The sequence below is a fragment of the Luedemannella flava genome (genome assembly GCF_039528515.1).
GTDB classification, from domain to species: Bacteria; Actinomycetota; Actinomycetes; order Mycobacteriales; family Micromonosporaceae; genus Luedemannella; species Luedemannella flava.
Genome location: NZ_BAAALT010000083.1, coordinates 15,650 through 35,278, shown reverse-complemented (window position 1 = coordinate 35,278; position 19,629 = coordinate 15,650). Strand labels below are relative to the sequence as shown.

At 70.6% G+C, this 19,629-nt stretch carries 12 protein-coding genes and 1 pseudogene; 10 read left to right on the top strand and 3 right to left on the bottom strand.

Going from position 1 to position 19,629, the window contains the following annotated elements; genetic code table 11:
• Positions 1-59 precede the first annotated feature (59 nt).
• The 9 genes from ABD211_RS15470 (at position 60) to ABD211_RS15430 (ending at position 15,272) form a co-directional block, all read left to right on the top strand.
• The gene (locus ABD211_RS15470; RefSeq protein WP_344131409.1) at positions 60-3,137 is read left to right on the top strand and encodes an FG-GAP-like repeat-containing protein; all 3,078 of its coding nucleotides are present in this window, start codon (positions 60-62) and stop codon (positions 3,135-3,137) included.
• Positions 3,138-3,180: 43 nt separating this feature from the next.
• Positions 3,181-4,389 (top strand): D-mannonate dehydratase ManD, encoded by a 1,209-nt coding sequence (manD, locus tag ABD211_RS15465; protein ID WP_344131405.1) that lies wholly within the window; start codon positions 3,181-3,183, stop codon positions 4,387-4,389.
• Positions 4,390-4,700: 311 nt separating this feature from the next.
• Positions 4,701-6,872, top strand: coding sequence for a carbohydrate-binding domain-containing protein (locus ABD211_RS15460; RefSeq protein WP_344131402.1), 2,172 nt, complete (start codon positions 4,701-4,703; stop codon positions 6,870-6,872).
• 87 nt (positions 6,873-6,959) lie between these two features.
• Positions 6,960-8,516 carry a protein kinase domain-containing protein gene (locus tag ABD211_RS15455; RefSeq protein ID WP_344131399.1) on the top strand — a complete coding sequence of 519 codons (1,557 nt, stop codon included), beginning with the start codon at positions 6,960-6,962 and terminating at the stop codon, positions 8,514-8,516.
• 219 nt (positions 8,517-8,735) lie between these two features.
• Positions 8,736-10,031 (top strand): extracellular solute-binding protein, encoded by a 1,296-nt coding sequence (locus tag ABD211_RS15450; RefSeq protein ID WP_344131396.1) that lies wholly within the window; start codon positions 8,736-8,738, stop codon positions 10,029-10,031.
• Positions 10,032-10,175: 144 nt separating this feature from the next.
• Positions 10,176-11,069: a carbohydrate ABC transporter permease gene (locus ABD211_RS15445; protein ID WP_344131393.1), complete on the top strand. Its 894-nt coding sequence runs from the start codon at positions 10,176-10,178 to the stop codon at positions 11,067-11,069.
• A gap of 110 nt (positions 11,070-11,179) precedes the next feature.
• Positions 11,180-12,301 (top strand): carbohydrate ABC transporter permease, encoded by a 1,122-nt coding sequence (locus ABD211_RS15440; protein ID WP_425560418.1) that lies wholly within the window; start codon positions 11,180-11,182, stop codon positions 12,299-12,301.
• A complete protein-coding gene (locus tag ABD211_RS15435; protein ID WP_344131457.1) occupies positions 12,220-13,632 on the top strand; it encodes a family 43 glycosylhydrolase in 1,413 nt (470 codons plus the stop codon). The genes ABD211_RS15440 and ABD211_RS15435 overlap by 82 nt, the downstream gene beginning before the upstream one ends.
• Before the next feature lie 128 nt (positions 13,633-13,760).
• Complete coding sequence (locus ABD211_RS15430) at positions 13,761-15,272, top strand: family 43 glycosylhydrolase (RefSeq protein WP_344131387.1); 1,512 nt, start codon at positions 13,761-13,763, stop codon at positions 15,270-15,272.
• Positions 15,273-15,445: 173 nt separating this feature from the next.
• On the opposite strand, the gene ABD211_RS15425 is transcribed toward ABD211_RS15430, so the two are convergent.
• From ABD211_RS15425 to arfA, 3 genes are all read right to left on the bottom strand, one after another.
• Positions 15,446-16,705: a mannosyltransferase family protein gene (locus tag ABD211_RS15425; RefSeq protein ID WP_344131384.1), complete on the bottom strand. Its 1,260-nt coding sequence runs from the start codon at positions 16,703-16,705 to the stop codon at positions 15,446-15,448.
• A 553-nt stretch (positions 16,706-17,258) separates the two neighbouring features.
• A complete protein-coding gene (locus ABD211_RS15420) occupies positions 17,259-17,423 on the bottom strand; it encodes a hypothetical protein (protein WP_344131381.1) in 165 nt (54 codons plus the stop codon).
• An 84-nt stretch (positions 17,424-17,507) separates the two neighbouring features.
• Positions 17,508-19,019, bottom strand: a complete 1,512-nt coding sequence (gene arfA, locus ABD211_RS15415) for an arabinosylfuranosidase ArfA (RefSeq protein ID WP_344131378.1) — start codon at positions 19,017-19,019, stop codon at positions 17,508-17,510.
• 181 nt (positions 19,020-19,200) lie between these two features.
• Between arfA and ABD211_RS33915 the strand changes: the two are divergent.
• Positions 19,201-19,617, top strand: a pseudogene (locus tag ABD211_RS33915) (LacI family DNA-binding transcriptional regulator); the annotation flags it as partial.
• Positions 19,618-19,629: the final 12 nt, after the last annotated feature.

The following is a 19,629-nucleotide window of genomic DNA, read 5'->3' as shown; positions in this document are numbered from 1 at the left end:
TACGATCCTCCGGCTCTCGATCTGATCATCAAATCGGGAGGTCAACGGGGAGGAACGTCGTGGCGACGAATCGTCGACTTGTCCTGCGTGCTGCCGTGGTGCTGAGCGTCGTGGTGACCGGACTGGTGACCGCGTCGGCCCACGCCGAAACCGCCCCGGTCCCCAGTGAGCTGACCACACTCACCCCGAAGGCCCCGCTCGCGCCGCCGGCCGAGCGGATCGTCTTCGTCGGCCGCACCGGTTTCCTGCACCTGCCCGGCGACGCCGGCACGTACGTCTGGACGCGCTACGACACCGGCGCCTCGACCGACGTCGACGTGCTGACCGGCGCGCCGTACGCGTCGATCCGCGCCGCGGGGCCGGACAGCGTCTCGACGCACTGGGAGCTCCCGCAGCGGCCGGCGCCCGGCGCGGTGACCATCGTGAACCTCCTTGACCGGTCCGTGCGCCAGTTCGCCGCGCCGGACGACTGGTCCGAGATGGCGGTGTTCAACGCAAACGTGCTGATCGGCAAGATTGTGGACGGGCAGCGGCTGCTCCGCCTGGTCACGCTCGCCGAGGACGGCACGATCGCGGCCAGCCTCGACCTGCCGACCATGGTCGCGTCCACCTCCGGCCTGGCGCCCATGAAGGGCGACGGATCCCGCGTCGTCATCTGGCACGTCGAAGAGAACGTCCGTCAGAACCGCCTCATCGACATGGCGACGGGCCGGATCGCGGAACTGGTCAACGAGACGGGTGCGCGGACGTTCACCGTCAGCGGCGACGCCATCCTTGCGAGCGGCTTCACCGGACTCACCAGCACGACGGTGCGCCGGTACAGCTTCACGAGCCTGATGAGCGGCGACGCCTCCGGGATCTCCACGACCGTCTCCACCGGCGCCACGACCGCCGCCACCATGGTCGCGGCGGTCGGCGGCCACGTCCTCGCGGACCTGCGCGACACCTCGGCCGTCTACAACGCGCCCCGGCCGCTGGTCGACTACACCGCGACCGGCCACGAGGTGCTCCTCCCGAGCCTGGCGTACCTGGCCGGCAACCTGATCCAGGGACCCGACAACACGGCGCTGGCCGTCGGCGGCAGCGGCGTCGACGACTGGGCCGTGCACCGGTACGCGTGGCAGGCCGACGGCGACGCGGTCGTCGACACCGTCGTCGCCCCGGTGCGGGAGGCCGACACGACCGCCGGCCTGACCCTGGCCCACGGCGTCGTGCGCCAGGTGCGCAGCACCTGGAACGCCGACTCGACGAGCCGGATCTACACGATCACCGGCATGGGACTGACGGCGCTCGGCGGCGCCGGAGCCGAATACTCGGCGACCTTGCCCGCGTCCGTGTCGACCTGCGCGACCGACGTCCGGTGCGTGCGGATGGTCGGCGGCGACGCCGGGCGGGCCGCCTACGTCGGCCACAAGAACACCAGCCCTGAGGTCTTCATGGACGGCCAGCGCTGGGTGTCGGTCGCCGCCGGCAGCCGGATCGTGGACGCCTCCCACACGCATGTGGTGGTCGACGACCCGTCCTCGGGTCAGCAGCGGGTGTACCGGTACAACACCGCGGTGCGGACGGGCGACATCCAGGGCGCGGCGCTGTGGTTCGACCGGCTGTGGACCGCGACGGCGACGGCCAGCCAGGTGGCGGAGGTCGACCTCAAGACCGGTACGACCCTGCGCACCGTCACGACCGCTGCGCCGTGCAGGCCCACCGAGCTGCAGATCGCGGCCGGCCGCTGGCTCTACTGGTCGTGCGGCGCGGAAGGCCCAGCCGGCGTCTACGACGTGACCACGAAGGCGAGCATCGCAGTCCCGGCCGACCCAGCCCTGGTCGGCGACGGCTACGTCGTGGTGCGCGCCGACGGCGAGCTTCGCCTGATCGACATCCACGAGGGCGCGGCGGCGCCGGCGGTGAAGCTGGCCGACGTGGCGCCCGGCGTGCCGGCCGACGACCGCAACGTGACCTGGACCGTCGACCGGTTCAGCGGCGACGTCGCCTACGCCGACGCGGACGGCCGGGTGCACATCATCGATCCGGGCGTGGCGCCATCCGCCCCGGTCGCGATCGAGGCGATGCCCAGCCTCAACATCGTGCATCCGAAGGACGCCAACCCCTGGCACGTGTGGGCGACGCTCAGCCAGCCGGTGAAGTCCTGGTCGCTGGCGCTTGTCCGCAAGAGCACCGGCGTCACGGTGCGCACCGTCACGGGCGGCGCGACCCGCGTCCAGGTCGATGCGGCCTGGGACGGGCGCACGGCCGCGGGCGCTATCGCGCCCAGCGGCGAGTACACGTGGCGGCTGTCCGTCGTGGGCGCGCGGTCGACCGACCCGGTGACCATCTCGACGGCCACAACCCACGTCTACTGCGGCGCGCAGCCCTTCCGCAGCTACGACTGCCTGGGGACGGTGAGCATGCTGGCGGTCAGGAGCACCGGCGAGGCCCACTGGTTCGGCGGCCTGGACAACGGGTCGCTGAAGGACTGGGGATACACGGAGAGCTGGCCGCTGGGCACGTTCACGGCCATCGTGCCGTTCGGCGACATCAACGGCGACGGCCACAACGACGTGCTGGCCCGCGACAGCGGCGGCGTGCTGCGGGCGTACCTCGGCAGGGGATACAACAACTTCAGCCGGGACAGCGTCACGAACATCAGGATCGGCTCCGGGTGGAACCAGTACCCGGCGCTCGTGGCGGCCGGCGACCTGACCGGGGACGGCCGGGACGACCTGCTGGCCCGCGACGCCGGCGGCGCCCTGTGGCGCTACAACGGCAACGGCAAGGGCGGGTTCGCGGCCCGGGTCAAGATCGGTACCGGCTGGAACGCGTACAAGCGGCTCGTCGGTGCTGGTGATCTGACCAGCGACCGGCACGGCGACCTGTTGGGGATCGACGCGTCGGGCGTCCTGTGGCGCTACAACGGCAGGGGCAACGGCACGTTCGCCGCCCGGGTCAGGATCGGTACGGGCTGGGGCGTCTACAACGCGCTCGTCGGCATCGGCGACCTGAACCTCGACGGCCGCAACGATCTCGTCGCCCGGGACGCGTCCGGCAACCTGTGGTTCTACGCCGGCAGGGGCAACGGCACGTTCGCCGCCAAGGTGAAGAAGGGCACAGGCTTCACGGCGTACAAGGCGATTTTCTGAGACCTATGCTCGGGTGGTCCCCGCACACGAGGAGGCCACCCGAGTGAGGATCGTCGATGCCCGGGTCATCGTGACCTGTCCCGGTCGCAACTTCGTCACGCTGAAGATCGTCACGGACGAGGGGGTCACCGGCGTCGGCGACGCGACGCTCAACGGCCGTGAGCTGGCCGTCGCGGCGTACCTGACCGAGCACGTGATCCCGACACTGATCGGCCGGGACCCGGCCCGCATCGAGGACACCTGGCAGTACCTCTACCGGGGCGCGTACTGGCGGCGCGGCCCGGTGACGATGAGCGCGATCGCGGCCGTGGACACGGCCCTGTGGGACATCAAGGGCAAGGTCGCCGGCCTGCCGGTGTACCAGCTGCTGGGTGGCCGGTCCCGGGAGGGCGTGACCGTCTACGGGCACGCGAACGGCGACACCGTCGACGACGTGCTCACCGCGGTGGCCTCCTATGTGGACCTGGGTTACCGGGCCGTGCGCGTGCAGTCGGGCATCCCCGGCCTGCCGGTCACCTACGGCGTCAGCAAGGACAAGCTGTTCTACGAGCCGGCGGACGCGGCCGTCCCGACCGAGGCGGCGTGGTCGACCGAGCGGTACCTGTCGTTCGTCCCGTCCGTGTTCGCGCGGGTGCGCGAGGAGTTCGGCCCGACGCTGAAGCTGCTGCACGACGTGCACCACCGGCTCACCCCCATCGAGGCGGCGCGCCTGGGCCGCGGCCTGGAGCCGTACGCGCTGACCTGGATGGAGGACCCGGTCCCCGCCGAGCTGCAGGAGGGTTTCCGCCTCATCCGCCAGCACACGACCACGCCGATCGCGGTCGGTGAGGTGTTCAACTCCGTCTGGGACTGTGAGCAGCTCATCCGTGAGCAGCTCATCGACTACATCCGCGCCACGGTCGTGCACGCGGGCGGCATCACCCACCTGCGCCGCATCTTCGACCTCGCCGCGCTGCACCACGTGCGCTCGGGCTCGCACGGCGCCACCGACCTGTCGCCGGTCTGCATGGCGGCTGCGCTGCACCTGGACCTGGCGATCCCGAATTTCGGCCTGCAGGAGTACATGCGGCACACGCCGGCCACCGACGAGGTCTTCCCGCACGGTTACCACTTCGCCGACGGTTACCTGCACCCGTCCGAGGCCCCGGGCCTGGGCGTCGACATCGACGAGGACCTCGCCGCCAAGTACCCGTACCGCCCCGCGTCGCTGCCGGTGAACCGCCTGGAGGACGGCACCCTGCACAACTGGTGACGTCAGGGGCGCTCGACCCAGGGCGCCCCGAAGAACCCGGGCCGCACCCGCAGCGTGAGCCGCTCACCGTCGGCGGCCGCGAGGTAGCGCTCGCGCGACACGGTCACGCCGGGCCGGGCGGGACGTGGGTCGCCGGCTCAAGGACAGCGCCGGGGACCTGTCTGGGCCCGTGCGCCGAACGCTGACCGAATCCTGAGTAAACCCTGAGGTTCGACGAGGACCATCTAGCGGAGTTCGTCGATATACTGCCTATTCAAGTTCGTCGATCGTTCACGCGATTGACAGCGCCTCATCACCTAGGGCAGGAATCGATGCAACGTCCCCGTGTCAAAGCCGTCGCGGCGGCCTCGCTGGCCGCGGCCGTCCTGGCGGGCTGGGCCTTCACGACCGTCCGCAACGGCACGGCCGCACACGCCGCCACCACGGCCGCGCAGACCGCCATGGCCGCGAACCTCGCCGACCACGACGCCGACTCCGACTACACCTGGAACGCCTCCGACGTCGTTGCTGTCGCGCTCAGCGGCTCCAGCGCCAGCAGCTCCAGCGGCAACGTGTCGATCAGCGGCACAACGGTCACGATCACCGCCGCCGGCACCTACCAGCTCACCGGCACCCTGACCAACGGCCAGATCGTCGTCAACTCCACCGGGCCGGGCGTCGTGCGGGTCCTGCTCAACGGCGCCACGATCACCAACTCGACGACCGCGCCGTTCGTCGTCACGGCGGCCGAGAAGGCCGTCGTCGTGCTCAACGCGGGCACCGCGAACAGCCTCACGGACGCCACGACCTACGTGTACCCGTCGGGCGAGGACGAGCCGGACGCCGCGCTGTTCAGCAAGGCGAACCTGGCCATCGCCGGCACCGGCTCGCTGACCGTGCGGGGCAACGCCTTCGACGGCATCGCCGCCAAGGACGGCCTCATCATCCACTCCGGCACGATCAACGTGACCGCGAAGGACGACGCGATCCGAGGCAAGGACTACCTGGTCGTCGACGGCGGCGCGATCACCGTCAACGCCGGATCGGACGGTCTCAAGGCCACCAACGACTCCGACGCGACCGCGGGCTACGTCAACATCACGGCCGGCACCATCGGGATCACCGCCTCCGGCGACGCGATCTCGGCCGAGACGGACGTCATCGTGCAGGGCGGGACGGTCACCGCGACCGCCGGCGGCGGCAGCTCCGCGGCCGTGACCGACACGTCCACGAAGGGCCTCAAGGCCGGCGTGCTCGTCGTCGTCAGCAACGGCACGGTGAGCACCAACACCGCCGACGACGGCGTGAACTCGAACGCCGACGTGCTGGTCGACGGCGGTTCGGTGACGGTCTCCACCAACGACGACGGCCTGCACGCCGACGACGAGCTGACCGTCTCCGGCGGCACCGTCAACGTCACCAGGTCGTACGAGGGCCTGGAGGCGCTGAAGCTCAGCGTCAGCGGCGGCAACGTGAAGGCGGTCGCGACCGACGACGCGTTCAGCGCGGCCGAGGAGGGCGTCAACGAGTTCGCGGTCGCGCCCAACGCGTTCATCCGTATCTCCGGTGGCACGGTCGTCGTCGACGGCGGCACCGACGGCCTCGACTCCAACGGCACGATGACCCTGTCGGGCGGCACCGTCGTGGTCGCCGGCTCGGGCACGCGCGGCGGCGGCGAGGGCGGCCTGGACTCCAACGGCACGCTCAGCATCACCGGCGGCACGATCTTCTCCAGCGGCCTCAACGCGAGCACCGGCACCATCGCCAACGCCGGCCAGGGCCGCGTCGCGTACGCGTTCAGCGCCACGCAGGCGGCCAACACCACGATCCATATCGCGACCACGTCCGGCACCGAGATCGTGGCGTTCCGCTCGACGAAGGCGTTCCAACGGATCGTCTTCTCGTCGTACCAGATCACGCCGGGCACGACGTACGCCATCTACAGCGGTGGCAGCGTCGGCCCGACGAGCCTGGGCGGCGGCCTCTACACCGGCGGTACGGTCTCCGGCGCCTCCCAGGTCGGCACGACGGCGGCCACCGGCACCACGACCGGCACCCAGCCCACGTCCGGCGCGGTCACCAGCCGGCCGGCGACGACGACCGGCGCGGTCACGTCCCGCCCGGCGACGACCACGGGCGCGGTCACCAGCCGTCCGGCCACCACGACGGGCGCCGTGACCTCGCGGCCGGCCACCACGAGCGCGGCCGGGTGCTCGGCGGTCTACACGATCGTCAGCTCGTGGCAGGGCGGCTTCCAGGGCAACGTCCGGGTGACCGCGGGCTCCGCCCCGCTCTCCGCGTGGACGGTGACCTGGACGTACGCCAACGGTCAGACCGTCTCCCAGGCGTGGAGCGCGACGGTGACGGCGAGTGGCTCCGCGATCACGGCCCGGAACGTCTCGTACAACGGCAGCCTCGCGGCCGGTGCCGGGACGGACTTCGGCTTCATCGGCACCTGGACCGGCACCAACAGCGTGCCGACGGTGAGCTGCACCGCCGGCTGACGTCGGACGCCAGGTGGCGGGGCGGACGGACAGGTCCGCCCCGCCACCTGGACGTGTAGGAACCGTCGAGGTGGGCACGGTAAGGGTATGCAGACCCTCTCCGGCCGTTACCGTCTCGTCGAGTTGATCGGGTCCGGCGGCATGGCGGTCGTGTGGCGCGCGTTCGACGAGGTGCTGGGCCGCCCCGTGGCGGTCAAGGTGCTGACCTCCGACCTCGCCGAGGATCCGGACTTCCGGCGGCGCATCCGCGAGGAGGCCCGGGCCGCCGCCCGCCTGGCGCACCCGCACGTCAGCGTCGTGCACGACTACGGCGAGTGGCTCGACGCCAACGACGCCGTCATGCCGTACGTGGTGATGGAGCTCATCGACGGCCCTTCGCTGAGCGACGTGCTACGCGAGGGGCCGCTGCCCTGGCCGCAGGCGGCCGCCATCGTGGCCCAGGTGGCCGCGGGCCTGGCCGCCGCGCACGCGCGCGGGCTGGTGCACCGCGACGTCAAGCCGGCCAACATCGTCCTCGCGCCGACCGGCGCCAAGCTGGTCGACTTCGGCATCTCGGCGATCGCCGGCGAGGCCGAGGAGTCCGGCGAGGTGCTGGGCACGCCCGCGTACCTCGCGCCGGAGCGCATCATCGGCCGGCGCACCTCCCCGGCGGCCGACGTGTACGCGCTCGGGCTGTTGCTCTACCGCGCCGTGGCCGGCGATCTGCCCTGGTCGGTCGCCGGGCCGACCGAGCTGCTGCTGGCCCACCTGGAGGTCGACCCGCGGCCCCTGCCGGACGCGACCGACGAGACGCTGCCGGACGCGCTGATCGCGTTGTGCGAGCGGTGCCTGGTCAAGGAGCCGGACGAGCGTCCGAGCGCGGCCGCGGTCGCCCAGGAGCTGATCGCACTGCCCGGCGTGGCCGGCGCGACGATCCCCGGAGCCGAGCCCACCCGACCGACCGAGGAGACCGAACAGACCGCGTTCCTCGCCGCGCCGCTCGCCGTCCGTCGGGCGACCGGCCGGGCGGGCGTCCCCGCGTCGGGCCCGCGCGACCCGGCGGGCGCGACCGCCACGGCCGTTGACGACCAGGTGCGCGGGCGCTGGTGGGGGCCTGTGGCGGCCGGGGTCGCGTCCGTGGCGATCGTCGGCGTGATGGCCGGCGCCGCCGCGTTGGGTGACGACGTGGGCACCGGGCAGGCCGCGCCGCCGTCGACGAGCCCGTCGGCCGCGTCGTGTCAGGCGATCTACCGCATGCGCAGTGACGACGGCCGCCGGTTCGCGGGCGAGGTGACCGTGCTGAACACCGGGACGGTGCCGCTGCGGGACTGGACCCTGTCCTTCCACTATCAGGGTGACCAGCGCGTCGCCGGACAGGACGTGCACCAGTCCGGGCGCGCCGTGTCGATCGGCCCGGTCGGGCGTGAGCTGCCCGCGGGCAAGGAGACGACGTACGCCTTCCGCGGCACGTACCGGAAGGTCAACCCCATGCCGTTGGAGTTCGCAGTGGACGCGGTGCCGTGCACGGCGCGGCTCGTCGGTCCGGTGGCGGCGCCAACGCCCACGGCCGCGCCGGAGAAGGCGAAGCCGCAGAAGGACGCCGACGACGCTCCGAAACCACCGAAGCCCGCCCCGCCCGGACAGGGCAGGAAGCCCAAGCCCTGACGCTCCGTCGATCGAAACGTTTCGACCGTAGGTGCAGTATCGGAGCTTGTCTATTTCCAGGTCGTCGTAATCGCAATGAAACCTGCAGGCAATTGACGTGATCCTTTACGTAACTCTAGGGTTTCAAGACGAAACCTTTCGGATGCAATATCCCCCAGCCGCCTTCGAAACGTTTCGCGCTTCGTGATACCTCCGCGGCCACGGAAGGACGGTGCGCGCATGCGTCACCGCTCAGGGATCACCAGAGCCGTCCTCAGCGTCGCCACCTGTGCGGCGCTCGTCCTCAACTCGGCGTGCGGCACGGCCGGCCCGATGCGCGGTGGCATGCAGGTCTGGGCCCTGCAGGACCCCGCCAACGAGCCGATCATCCGGCGCGGCATCGAACAGTTCAATGTGGAGTCCGGCACCCGCGCGGCCCTGACGACGTACGCCAACGACGCGTACAAGCAGAAGCTGCAGGTGTCGATGGGCTCGCCCAACGCCCCCGACGTGTTCTTCAACTGGGGCGGCGGCAACCTCGCCCAGTTCGTCAAGGCCAACCAGGTCCGCGACCTGACGAGCGCCCTCGCCCTGCGGCCCGAGGTGACCGAGCGGTTCCTGCCCAGCGTGCTGGACGTGGGAAAGATCAACGGTCACCAGTACGGCATCCCGATGAACGGCATCCAGCCGGTCGTCCTCTTCTACAACAAGAAGGTCTTCGCGGCGGCCGGCGCCGAACCGCCGAAGACCATCGAGGACCTGTACACCCTCGTCGACCTCTTCAAGTCCCGCGGTGTCACGCCGGTCGCGCTCGCCGGCTCCCAGGGCTGGACCGAGCTCATGTGGCTGGAGTACCTGCTCGACCGGGTCGGCGGGGCGGAGAAGTTCGCCGCCATCGCGACCGGCAAGGCGGGCGCGTGGCGCGACCCGTCCGTCCTGCAGGCCCTCGCCATGTGCCAGGACCTCGCGGGGCGGGGCACGTTCGGGCGCAACTTCGCCTCCGTCAACTACGACAACACCGGCGCGTCCAAGCTGTTCGCCACCGGCAAGGCGGCGATGCACCTCATGGGCAGCTGGGAGTACGGCAGCCAGGCGGCCAACAACCCCGGCTTCCTGGAACGGGGCGAGCTGGGTTGGGTGGCGTTCCCCACGGTCCCCGGCGGCCAGGGCGACCCGCGTGCCGTCGTGGGCAACCCCAGCAACTACTTCTCGGTGCGGTCGGACTCACCCAACGCGGACGCGGCCACCCGCTTCGTCGTGGAGACCCTCGCCTCCGACGCGTACGTCGCGGACCTGATCACCGCCGGTCAGGTGCCGGCGGTGCGGGGCGTGGAGAAGAAGCTCGCCGGCACCAACAACGCGGAGTTCGCGACGTTCACGTACCAGCTCGCGGTCAAGGCGCCCACCTTCACGCAGTCGTGGGACCAGGCGCTGAGCCCGTCGGCGGGCGCGGAGCTCAACTCCAACCTGCAGAAACTGTTCCTCGGAGACATCTCGCCGGCCGACTTCGTGGCGGCGATGGAGAAGGCGGCATGAGCGAGCGTCAGCGAGTGAATCACCGGCTCGGCGGAGCATGTCGGCGCTGGAGCGAAGCGGAGGCGACGGCATGAGCGAGCGTGAGCGAGTGAATCATCGGCTCGGGGGAGCATGTCGGCGCTGGAGCGAAGCGGAGGCGACGGCATGACGACTTTGACGACAGGGCGGGGGCGACCCGGCGTGCTCTGGGCCGCCCCGGCCGCCATCTTCTTCGCCATCTTCGGCCTCGGTCCCATCGGGGCGGTGGTCTACCTCAGCTTCACCGAGTGGAACCTGCTCGGCTCGCCGGAGTGGACCGGCCTGGACAACTGGGCGCGCCTGTTCGAGGACCCGGACGTCGTCGGCAGCGTGCGCGTCACGCTCGTCCTGACGGTGCTGTGCTGGCTGGTGCAGACGCCCGTGTCGCTGCTGCTCGGCGTGTGGGCGGCCGGACCGCAGCGCAACCGGGCCGTACTCTCGACGATCTTCTTCGTGCCGTTGCTGTTGTCCACCGCGGCCATCGCGCTGACCTGGCTGTCGCTGCTCGACCCGAACTTCGGGATGGCCGTCGACCTGGGGAGGTTCCTGGGCGTCGAGGACGGCAACTTCCTCGGCGACCGCCAGCTCGCCCTGTACACGGTCGCGTTCGTGGTGACCTGGCAGTTCATCCCGTTCCACGCGTTGATCTACCAGGCCGCGGCCCAGCAGATCCCGGCGACGCTCTACGAGGCCGCGCGGGTCGACGGCGCCGACCGGTGGCGGCGGTTCTTCTCCGTCACGTTGCCGCAGCTGCGGCACACCGTGACCGCGTCGTCGATCCTCATCGTGATCGGCTCGCTGACCTACTTCGAGTCGATCCTGCTGCTCACCGGCGGCGGGCCGGGCACCGCGACCCGGGTGCTGCCGCTGCACATGTACGTGAAGGGCTTCGTCGGCACCGACATGGGCTACGCCAGCGTCCTGGCCGTCGTCATGGTCGCGGTCGGGGCCGCGCTGTCCTTCGCGATCGCCCGGGTGACCGGATACCACCGGATGTCGAGCCAGCGGGAGGGGTTGTGAGCACCGTTTATGAGCGGCCGCGGCACGCCGCGGCGACCGGGCGGGCGTCGGCGCCGAGGCCCGCCGTGCGGTCCAGGACGTTCGAGCAGCGCGTGCCGCCGGCCGGTCCGATGCGGCGCTTCCTGCGCCGGGTCAACGTACCGGCCGGGTTCGGCGCCGCCGTGTGGCTCGTCGTGGTCTCGGTGCCGCTGTACTTCATCGTGGTCAACAGCCTGCGCGACTCGGAGGACTACCTCACCGAGGGCGCGCTGCGCTTCCCGAGCGACCTGACGACGTCGAACTACGGCCGGGTGCTGGGGCTGGGCTTCGGCACGTTCCTCATGAACAGCCTCATCGTCACCGCCGCCACGGTCGTGCTCGTGCTGCTGCTCGCCCTGCCGGCCGCGTACGCGATCGTGCGGGGGACCAGTCGACCGGTGCGCTGGACGTTCAACGCGCTGCTGCTCGGGCTGGCCGTGCCGGCGCAGGCCGTGATCGTGCCGATCTACCTCGTCATCACGCGCCTGCACCTCTACGACGCGCTCACCGCGATCGTGCTGCCCACGGTGGCGTTCGCGCTGCCGATCTCCGTGCTGGTCCTGACGAGCACCCTGCGCGACATCCCGAACGAGCTGTACGAGGCGATGACCGTCGAGGGCGCCGGCCCCGTGCGCGTGTTCCGTGACCTGGTCCTACCGCTGGCTCGGCCGGGCCTGGTGACCATCGGCATCTTCAGTGGACTCAGTGGCTGGAACGGTTTCCTGTTCCCCCTCGTCCTCACGCAGAGCCCGGAACGGCGGGTGCTCCCGCTCGGCCTGTGGAACTTCCAGAACCAGTACGGCACGGACGTCCCCGGCCTCCTCGCGGCGGTCGTGCTCTCGGCCGTCCCGGTGCTCGCGCTGTACCTGTTCGGTCGGCGGTACCTGCTGCAGGGCATCGCGGCCGGGTTCGGCNTATCCCCGCCCCGGGGGACCCTTTCCTGCGCATGGTGCGGGAGAGCGCTTGCCATTTGCCCCGATCAGCGCGAAGCTTGCGGCGCTGCAAACTTCGATGACGACAAATGTCATCCACTGGCGGCCGACGTTCCGTCCGACGGGCCGCGCGTTCCCCAGGAGAGTGGCACATGCAGAGATCCAAACGTCTCGCCCTGCTGTCGGGCGGCCTGGCCACCGTGGCCGCCGTCGGTACGGGCATCGTGGTCGCCGTGTCGGCCCAGGCCGCGGCCGCCGGCTGCGCGGTCACCTACCGCGTGACGAACCAGTGGCAAGGCGGCTTCGGCGCGGATGTGAGCGTTAACAACCTCGGCGACCCGATCAACGGCTGGACGCTGACGTGGACGTTCGGCGCCGGTCAGACCATCCGGCAGGCCTGGAACACCGACGCGACGCAGTCCGGTGCCGTGGTCACCGCGAGAAACGTGAGCTACAACGGCTCGTTGGCCACGAACGGCAGCACGGGCTTCGGGTTCAACGGCTCGTGGACGGGCTCGAACCCGGTCCCGACGAGCTTCGCGCTCAACGGTGTCACGTGCACCGGCGCCGTGGCCACCACCGGCGCGGCCACCACCGCCGCGCCGAGCAGCGCCGCGCCCACCACCCGCGCGCCGCAGACGAGCCGGGCGCCGCAGACGAGCGCCGTCGCGACCACCCGGGCGCCGGTCACGACCGCCGGGCCGGCCACGCCGACCACCCCGCCCGCGTCGTACCCGAACCCGGGGACCGTCAGCGGCAGCACCGGCGCGCACGACCCGACGGTTGTGAAGACGCCCGCGGGTACCTACATCGCCGCCGTCACCGGCAACAACATCCAGCTCAAGACGTCGACCGACCGGATCACGTGGCGCAGCGCCGGGGCCGCGTTCCCCAACGGGGCGTCCTGGACCACGACCTACACCGGCGGTAGCGCCAACCTGTGGGCGCCGGACATCTCCTACCGCAACGGCCAGTACTACATGTACTACTCGGCCTCGACGTTCGGCTCCAGCCGGTCGGCGATCTTCCTGGCGACCAGCACCACGGGCGCGTCCGGCAGTTGGACCAACCGGGGCCTCGTCATCGAGACGACCACCAGCTCCAACTACAACGCGATCGACCCGAACCTGATCGTCGACGACGCCGGCAACTGGTGGCTGAGCTTCGGTTCGTTCTGGTCCGGCCTCAAGCTGATCGCGCTGAACCCGGGCACCGGCCTGCGGTCGGACACGACGGTGCGCAGCATCGCCGCGCGCAGCGGCGGCACCACCGCGATCGAGGCGCCGTTCATCTTCAAGCACGGCGGCTACTACTACCTGTGGGTGTCGTGGGACACGTGCTGCCAGGGCACCAACAGCACGTACCGGGTCATGGTCGGTCGCTCGACGAGCGTCACCGGGCCCTACACCGACCGCAACGGGGTCGCGATGACGTCGGGCGGCGGGATGCAGGTGCTCGCGACGCACGGCGGCATCGTCGGGCCCGGCCATCAGGCGGTCATCAAGGACAACGACGGAGACGTGCTGTTCTACCACTACTACACCAGCAGCGGCTCGTACCTCGGGATCAACCGTATCGGGTACGACGCGGCGGGCTGGCCGTTCGTCTACTAGGGACCGGTCCGCCCCGGCACCACCCCGCAAGCCCCCGGCCGGAGAACCGGCCGGCCGATCTACACGCCTGTCGGGAGCAGGCGACGTCCCGCAAGTGTTAACGCTCACATCGATGGAGAGGACCCCCCATGCCAGTCCACCGGCGATCGTTGTTCCGACTGCTGAGCCTGTCGCTCGGCGTCGTCATCGCGGCCGCGGCCGTCGTGGTCGCGGTCGTGCTTCCCAAGGCGCAGAGCCAGGCTGCCGTCGCGTTCACCAACCCGCTCGCGGCCGCGCCGTACGGCGCGGACCCGTGGATGGGTTACTACAACGGCAACTACTACGTGGCCACCACGACCTGGAACTCCCAGATCGTCATCAAGAAGTCGCCGTCCGTCGCGTCGCTGCCCGGCGCGTCCTTCTCGGTCGTCTACACCGGTAGCGGCTCCACGAACTGCTGCAACGTCTGGGCGCCGTCGCTGCACCGGCTCGCCGGCCCCAACGGCACCCGGTGGTACCTGTACTACTCGGCCGGGCCGACCGCCTGTTGCGACGGGCAGCGCTCGTTCGTGCTGGAGAGCTCCGGCTCGGACCCGATGGGCCCGTACACGTACAAGGGCCAGCTCAACGTGCAGGCCAACAACGGATGGGCCATCGACGGCAGCGTCGGCACCATCAACGGCGCGAACTACTTCTTCTACTCGTCGTGGGTCGGCAACCTGCAGAGCCTGTTCATCGCCCCGATGAGCAACCCGTGGACGGTGTCCGCCTATGGCACCCGGATCTCGCAGCCGACCCTGTCGTGGGAGATGCAGGGCGGCAACACCCAGGAGGCGCCGTACGTCCTGCAGCGCAACGGCCAGACCTTCCTGACGTACTCCGCGAGCTCCTGCAACACGCCCGACTACAAGCTGGGCATGCTCACCCTGACCGGCGCCAACCCGCTGTCGGCCAGCTCGTGGACGAAGAAGAGCACGCCCATCTTCGCGCGCAACGACAGCGCGGGCGCGTACGGGCCCGGCGGGCAGGGCTTCTTCACCTCGCCCGACGGCTCCGAGACGTGGGTCGTCTACCACGCCAACGAGGCCACCTGGCAGGGCTGCGGCGGCACCCGCACCACCCGGATCAAGAAGATCAGCTGGAACTCGGACGGGTCGCCGAACCTGGGCTCCCCTACCGCGCTGAGCTCGTCGCAGACCGCGCCCGCGGGCGACCCGGGCGGCAGCGTCGCGTTCCCGGTGGCCGGCACCCAGTACCGCATCGTCAACCAGGCCAGCGGCAAGGTGCTCGACGCGGCCAACTGCGGCACCGCCAACGGCACCGCCATCCAGCAGTGGACCTCGCTCGGCAACAACTGCCAGAAGTGGGTGTTCACGAAGACCACCAGCGGCTACTACACGATCCGCAACGTCAACAGCAACACGGTGCTGGACGCGGTCAACTGCGGCACAGGCAACGGCACGGCCCTGAACCTGTGGGCGTCGCTGGGCAACTTCTGTCAGGAGTGGAGCGTCACGCCCATCTCCGGGAGGTACATCATCGCCAACCGCAACAGCGGCCTGGTGCTCGACGTGACCAACTGCGGCGCGGGTGACGGCGTGGCCGTCCGTACGTGGGGCGCGCTGGGCAACAACTGCCAGCAGTGGAGCATCACGTCGTAGTGGTCCGCGCGGCCCGGTCACCCCTGACAGGTGGCCGGGCCGCATCGCGTCGAACGCGACCGAAGTCCATGCGGACCGACGTGCATCGGGTGAGCCGCCACCCGTCGGACAGGCTCCAGATGCGTCATGCCGCGGGACGCTACCACCGTGAGGTGGCAGTGACGGTCCCTCGATCAGGCGACGAAGGCCTCGTGCAGGAACGTCGTCACCATGATCCCTTGCACGGAGATGACCACGAACGTATAGACGCGGTCGAAGGCGAAGTTTCTGCCGAACTGCGCCAGCATGATGAACAGGACCGGCGCCTCCAGCAGGTAGCGCCAGAAGCCGGGCAGCGGCGGCTGGTTCAGCTGGACCGGGCTGCACAGCGGCAGCAGGACCGTGACGGCCGAGAACGCGGTGAGGTAGAGCATCTCCGGGCGCAGCCGCCACCGGCCCGCCACGGCGAGCGTCAGCAGCAGGGCGGAGCCGGCCACGAGGGCGATGGCGATGACGTTGCGGGCGGACTCGGTGGCCAGGGACGGCCAGCGCTCGTCCACGATGTTCCAGGCGTACTGCATGGTGGTCCACGGCGGCTTCGCGCCGTAGCGGAACCACCCCGACTGCGCGTGCTGGAACGCGAGCGGATCGCCGAAGCTGCGCCACAGGTACACCATGTAGATGACGAGTCCGAGCGGGGCGACGAGGACCCACAGCGCGTCCAGGCGGATCTTCCGCGGGGACCATTGGTGCTGGCGCAGGTACTCCAGGACGAACGGCACCATCAGCAGCACGCCGCCGGTCCGCGTGGCGCTGGCGAACGCGGCCAGGATCGCGGCGCCGGCCCACTTGCCGCGGTGCATGAGGTACAGCGAGCTCAGCGCCAGCGCGACCAGCAACGACTCGTTGTACGCGATGACGAGGAAGAAGCCGGTGGGCCACGCCAGCAGGTAGAACGTCGCCCGCTTGGCCACCGCGTCGCCGAGGAAGGTCGCGGTCAGCCGGTGCATCATGATCATCGCGATCAGGCCGGCCAGCGCGGACAGGATCACCCCGGCGTGGAACGACGAGCCCGGGAGGATCGGGTTCGTGATCCGGATCAGCATCGGGTAGAGCGGGAAGAACGCGGGGCCGCGCCCGTCCCAGTGATACCCGAGGTCGGCGATGATCGTGTACCAGTCGGTGTCCCAGCCGTGCCAGGCTTCCCAGACGGTGTAGAAGGTGGGCTCGTTGCCCGGCGTCGGCAACCAGGCCACAAAAGTGCACATTGCGTACGCCGCGAGGCCCGCGATCCAGGTCCAGAACCCGGTCAGCACGGACGGGCGCCAGTCGCGCCACATCTCGCGCGAGCGGGACGGGGCGGCCTCCGGGGTCTCCTGCCCGCCCTCGTCCGCTCCGATGTCGGACGGCAGGTCGGTCTCCGGACGGCCCGACTCGACCGCGGTGTCACTCATGGTGCGTCACTCATCCCCGAACGACCGGGCGCCGCCGGCACGCGGCACCCCCGAAATGGGCAGATCGAATGGCGCATATTGTGGCACGGCGCACCCTCGGGTGGCGCCCTGGGCAGCAACGTCATCGGCCCGGGCGGGCCCACCGCGACCCCTCGGAGGCGCTGATTGTCCGGGCGCGCGGGCTGGTGAATCGCGCTGCCCGGCCACCATCGAGGTGACCGGGCAGCGCCACGTCCGCACTGACCGGTTGGGTGCGTAACTTTCCCCGGGAAACGCACCCGTGGTGAGGCGGCGCCGTCGTGCTAGCGCGGGATGCGGTAGGCGAGGCCCACCACGCCGTTGATGGAGTCGGTCGCCGCGGAGATGGGCGGCGAACCGGTGATGGAGCGGGTGACGAACCTGCTCACCCGTTTGAGTGTCGTGTCTCGATGCCGGGCTCCCGGCGGGGTCTTGGCGCTCATGAAGCGATCAATCGGCGGGTGAGCGGACCGGATTAGTGGTTCAGGTCACGCGGGACCAATCTTGAGCTGATCTTTAGCTGGTTGGTCTCAGCTCAGCGCGGGATGCGGTAGGCGAGGCCGACAACCGCGTTGATGGTCTGGTCGACCGCGGCGTCGTACCTGTCCGTCGGTCCGCCGGACGTGGGCGCCTTCTGGCGGTTCAGCAGCCGACTGAAGCGGCTGGTCAGACCATTCTGGGTGCGGGTTGCGGTACGCATGGCCCTTGAATCGGCGCCCGACTAGCCCGATTTAGTGCTTTGGTTCTATAACCTGGCGGTAGCCCGTCGCCTGGCGTCCGGCGGCTAGGCAGGCGTCAGGCGCAGCGCGGTCCAGGAGACCGGCGGTAGGGGCAGCGTCAGGCGGGCGTCGTCGACGGTGACGCCCTCGGCCGGGTGGAGGCTGACGCGGTCGGGGGCGTCGGCGGTGTTGGTGGCGTGCAGGTCGTCGTCGGCGAGTATCCACGCCTCGGCGACCCGTAGCGACGATCCGAAGGCGCGCAGGTCGACGGTGAGGGCCGCCGGTGCCGCCTGATCGCGGTTGACCACGAAGATGGACGCGTCGCCCGTGGCCGGGTCGTGGGTGGCGACCGCGTCGACGGCCGGCACGTCGCCGTACCGGGCCGTCCCGTAGGACGGGGCGTCCACCGTCACGGCCAGGACCTCGCCCGCGGCGAGGCGGGCCGTCGTGGCGAACGGGTGGAACGTCGTCTGACGCCAGGCGGGGCCGCCCGGCTCGGTGCGGATCGGGGCGATCACGTTGACGAGCTGCGCCAGGGAGGCGGCCGTCACGCGGTCGCTGTTGCGGAGCAGGGAGATCAGCAGGCCGCCGACGACGACGGCGTCGGCGACGTGGTACTGGTCCTCGATGACGCGCGGGGCGACCGGCCACTCGGCGCTCGGGGGAGCGGCCCGGAAGCGGGACAGGTACCAGACGTTCCACTCGTCGAACGAGATCTGGATCTTCTTGCGGGAGCGCAGCCGGGCGCCCACCGCGTCGGCGGTGGCGGCGACGCCGGCGATGAACCGGTCCATGTCCACCGACGATGCCAGGAACGAGCCCAGGTCGCCGTCGTGCTCCTCGTAGTACGCGTGGCAGGAGATGTAGTCGACGACGTCGTAGCACTCCTCCAGGACCGTCGCTTCCCATGATCCGAAGGTCGGCATCCCGGCGCCGGAGGAGCCGCAGGCGACCAGCTCGATGCCCGGGTCGGCGGCACGCAGGGCGCGGCCCGTGGCCGCGGCCAGCCGGCCGTACTCGAGGGCGGTCTTGTGGCCGGTCTGCCAGGGGCCGTCCATCTCGTTGCCCAGGCACCACATGCGGATGTTGTGGGGGTCCTTCGCGCCGCCCGCGACCCGCAGGTCCGACAGGTACGTCCCGGAGGGGTGGTTGGCGTACTCGTGGACGTCGAGCGCCTCCTGGATGCCCCGGGTGCCGAGGTTGACCGCGTACATGAGCTCGACGTCGGCCTTGGCGCACCAGCGGGCGAACTCGTCGAGGCCGACCTCGTTGGTCTCGACGCTGTGCCAGGCGACCTCGCGCCGGCGCGGCCGGTCGGCGATTGGGCCGACGCCGTCCTCCCAGCGGTAACCCGAGACGAAGTTGCCGCCGGGGTAGCGGACGGTCGTCACGCCCAGCTCGCGGGTCAGGTCGAGCACGTCGGTGCGGAAGCCGTCCTCGTCGGCCAGCGGGTGGCCCGGCTCGTAGATGCCGGTGTAGACGCAGCGGCCCATGTGCTCGACGAACGAGCCGAAGGTCCGGCGGTGCACCGGCGCCACCACGTGGGCGGGGTCGAGGGCGAACGAGGCGTTGAACACGGTTCTCCTTACCTGAGGCTGCGCTCACAACACGCGACGGTTCCCGCCGTATCGAGTGACCGTTGACCACGCGTTTGATCTTGCTAGGCTGATCTTGCGGCGCTGCAAACAGGATGCACCGACGGCGCGGTGAGCGCCAGAACCCCACCCGAACCTTCCGTCACCTGGCACCGGAGGCCGCATGACGCGCGACGTCACCCTTCGCGACGTGGCCGAGCTCGCCGGCGTCTCCAGTCGGACGGTGTCCAACGTGGTCAACGGGTACGCGAACGTCACCGAGAAGACCCGGCGCCGGGTCGAGGCTGCGGTCGCCGAACTCGGCTACCGGCCCAACGTGCTCGCCCGCAACCTCGCGCGCGGCCGGTCGGGGCAGATCGCCGTCGTCGTGCCCTACCTGGGACACGCCGTACTTCGCGGAGCTGCTGGTGCCGCGCGAGGAGTTCATCGTGCGGACCCCGCGGTTCAACCGCGCCGACGGTGCGGGGCCATGGCCCACCTGCTGTCGCTGCCCGAGCCGCCCGACGCCGTGTTCGCCTACCGCGACCTGGCCGCCCTCGGCGCGGTCCGCACGCTCGTGTCGCGCGGCCTGCGGGTGCCCGAGGACGTGTCT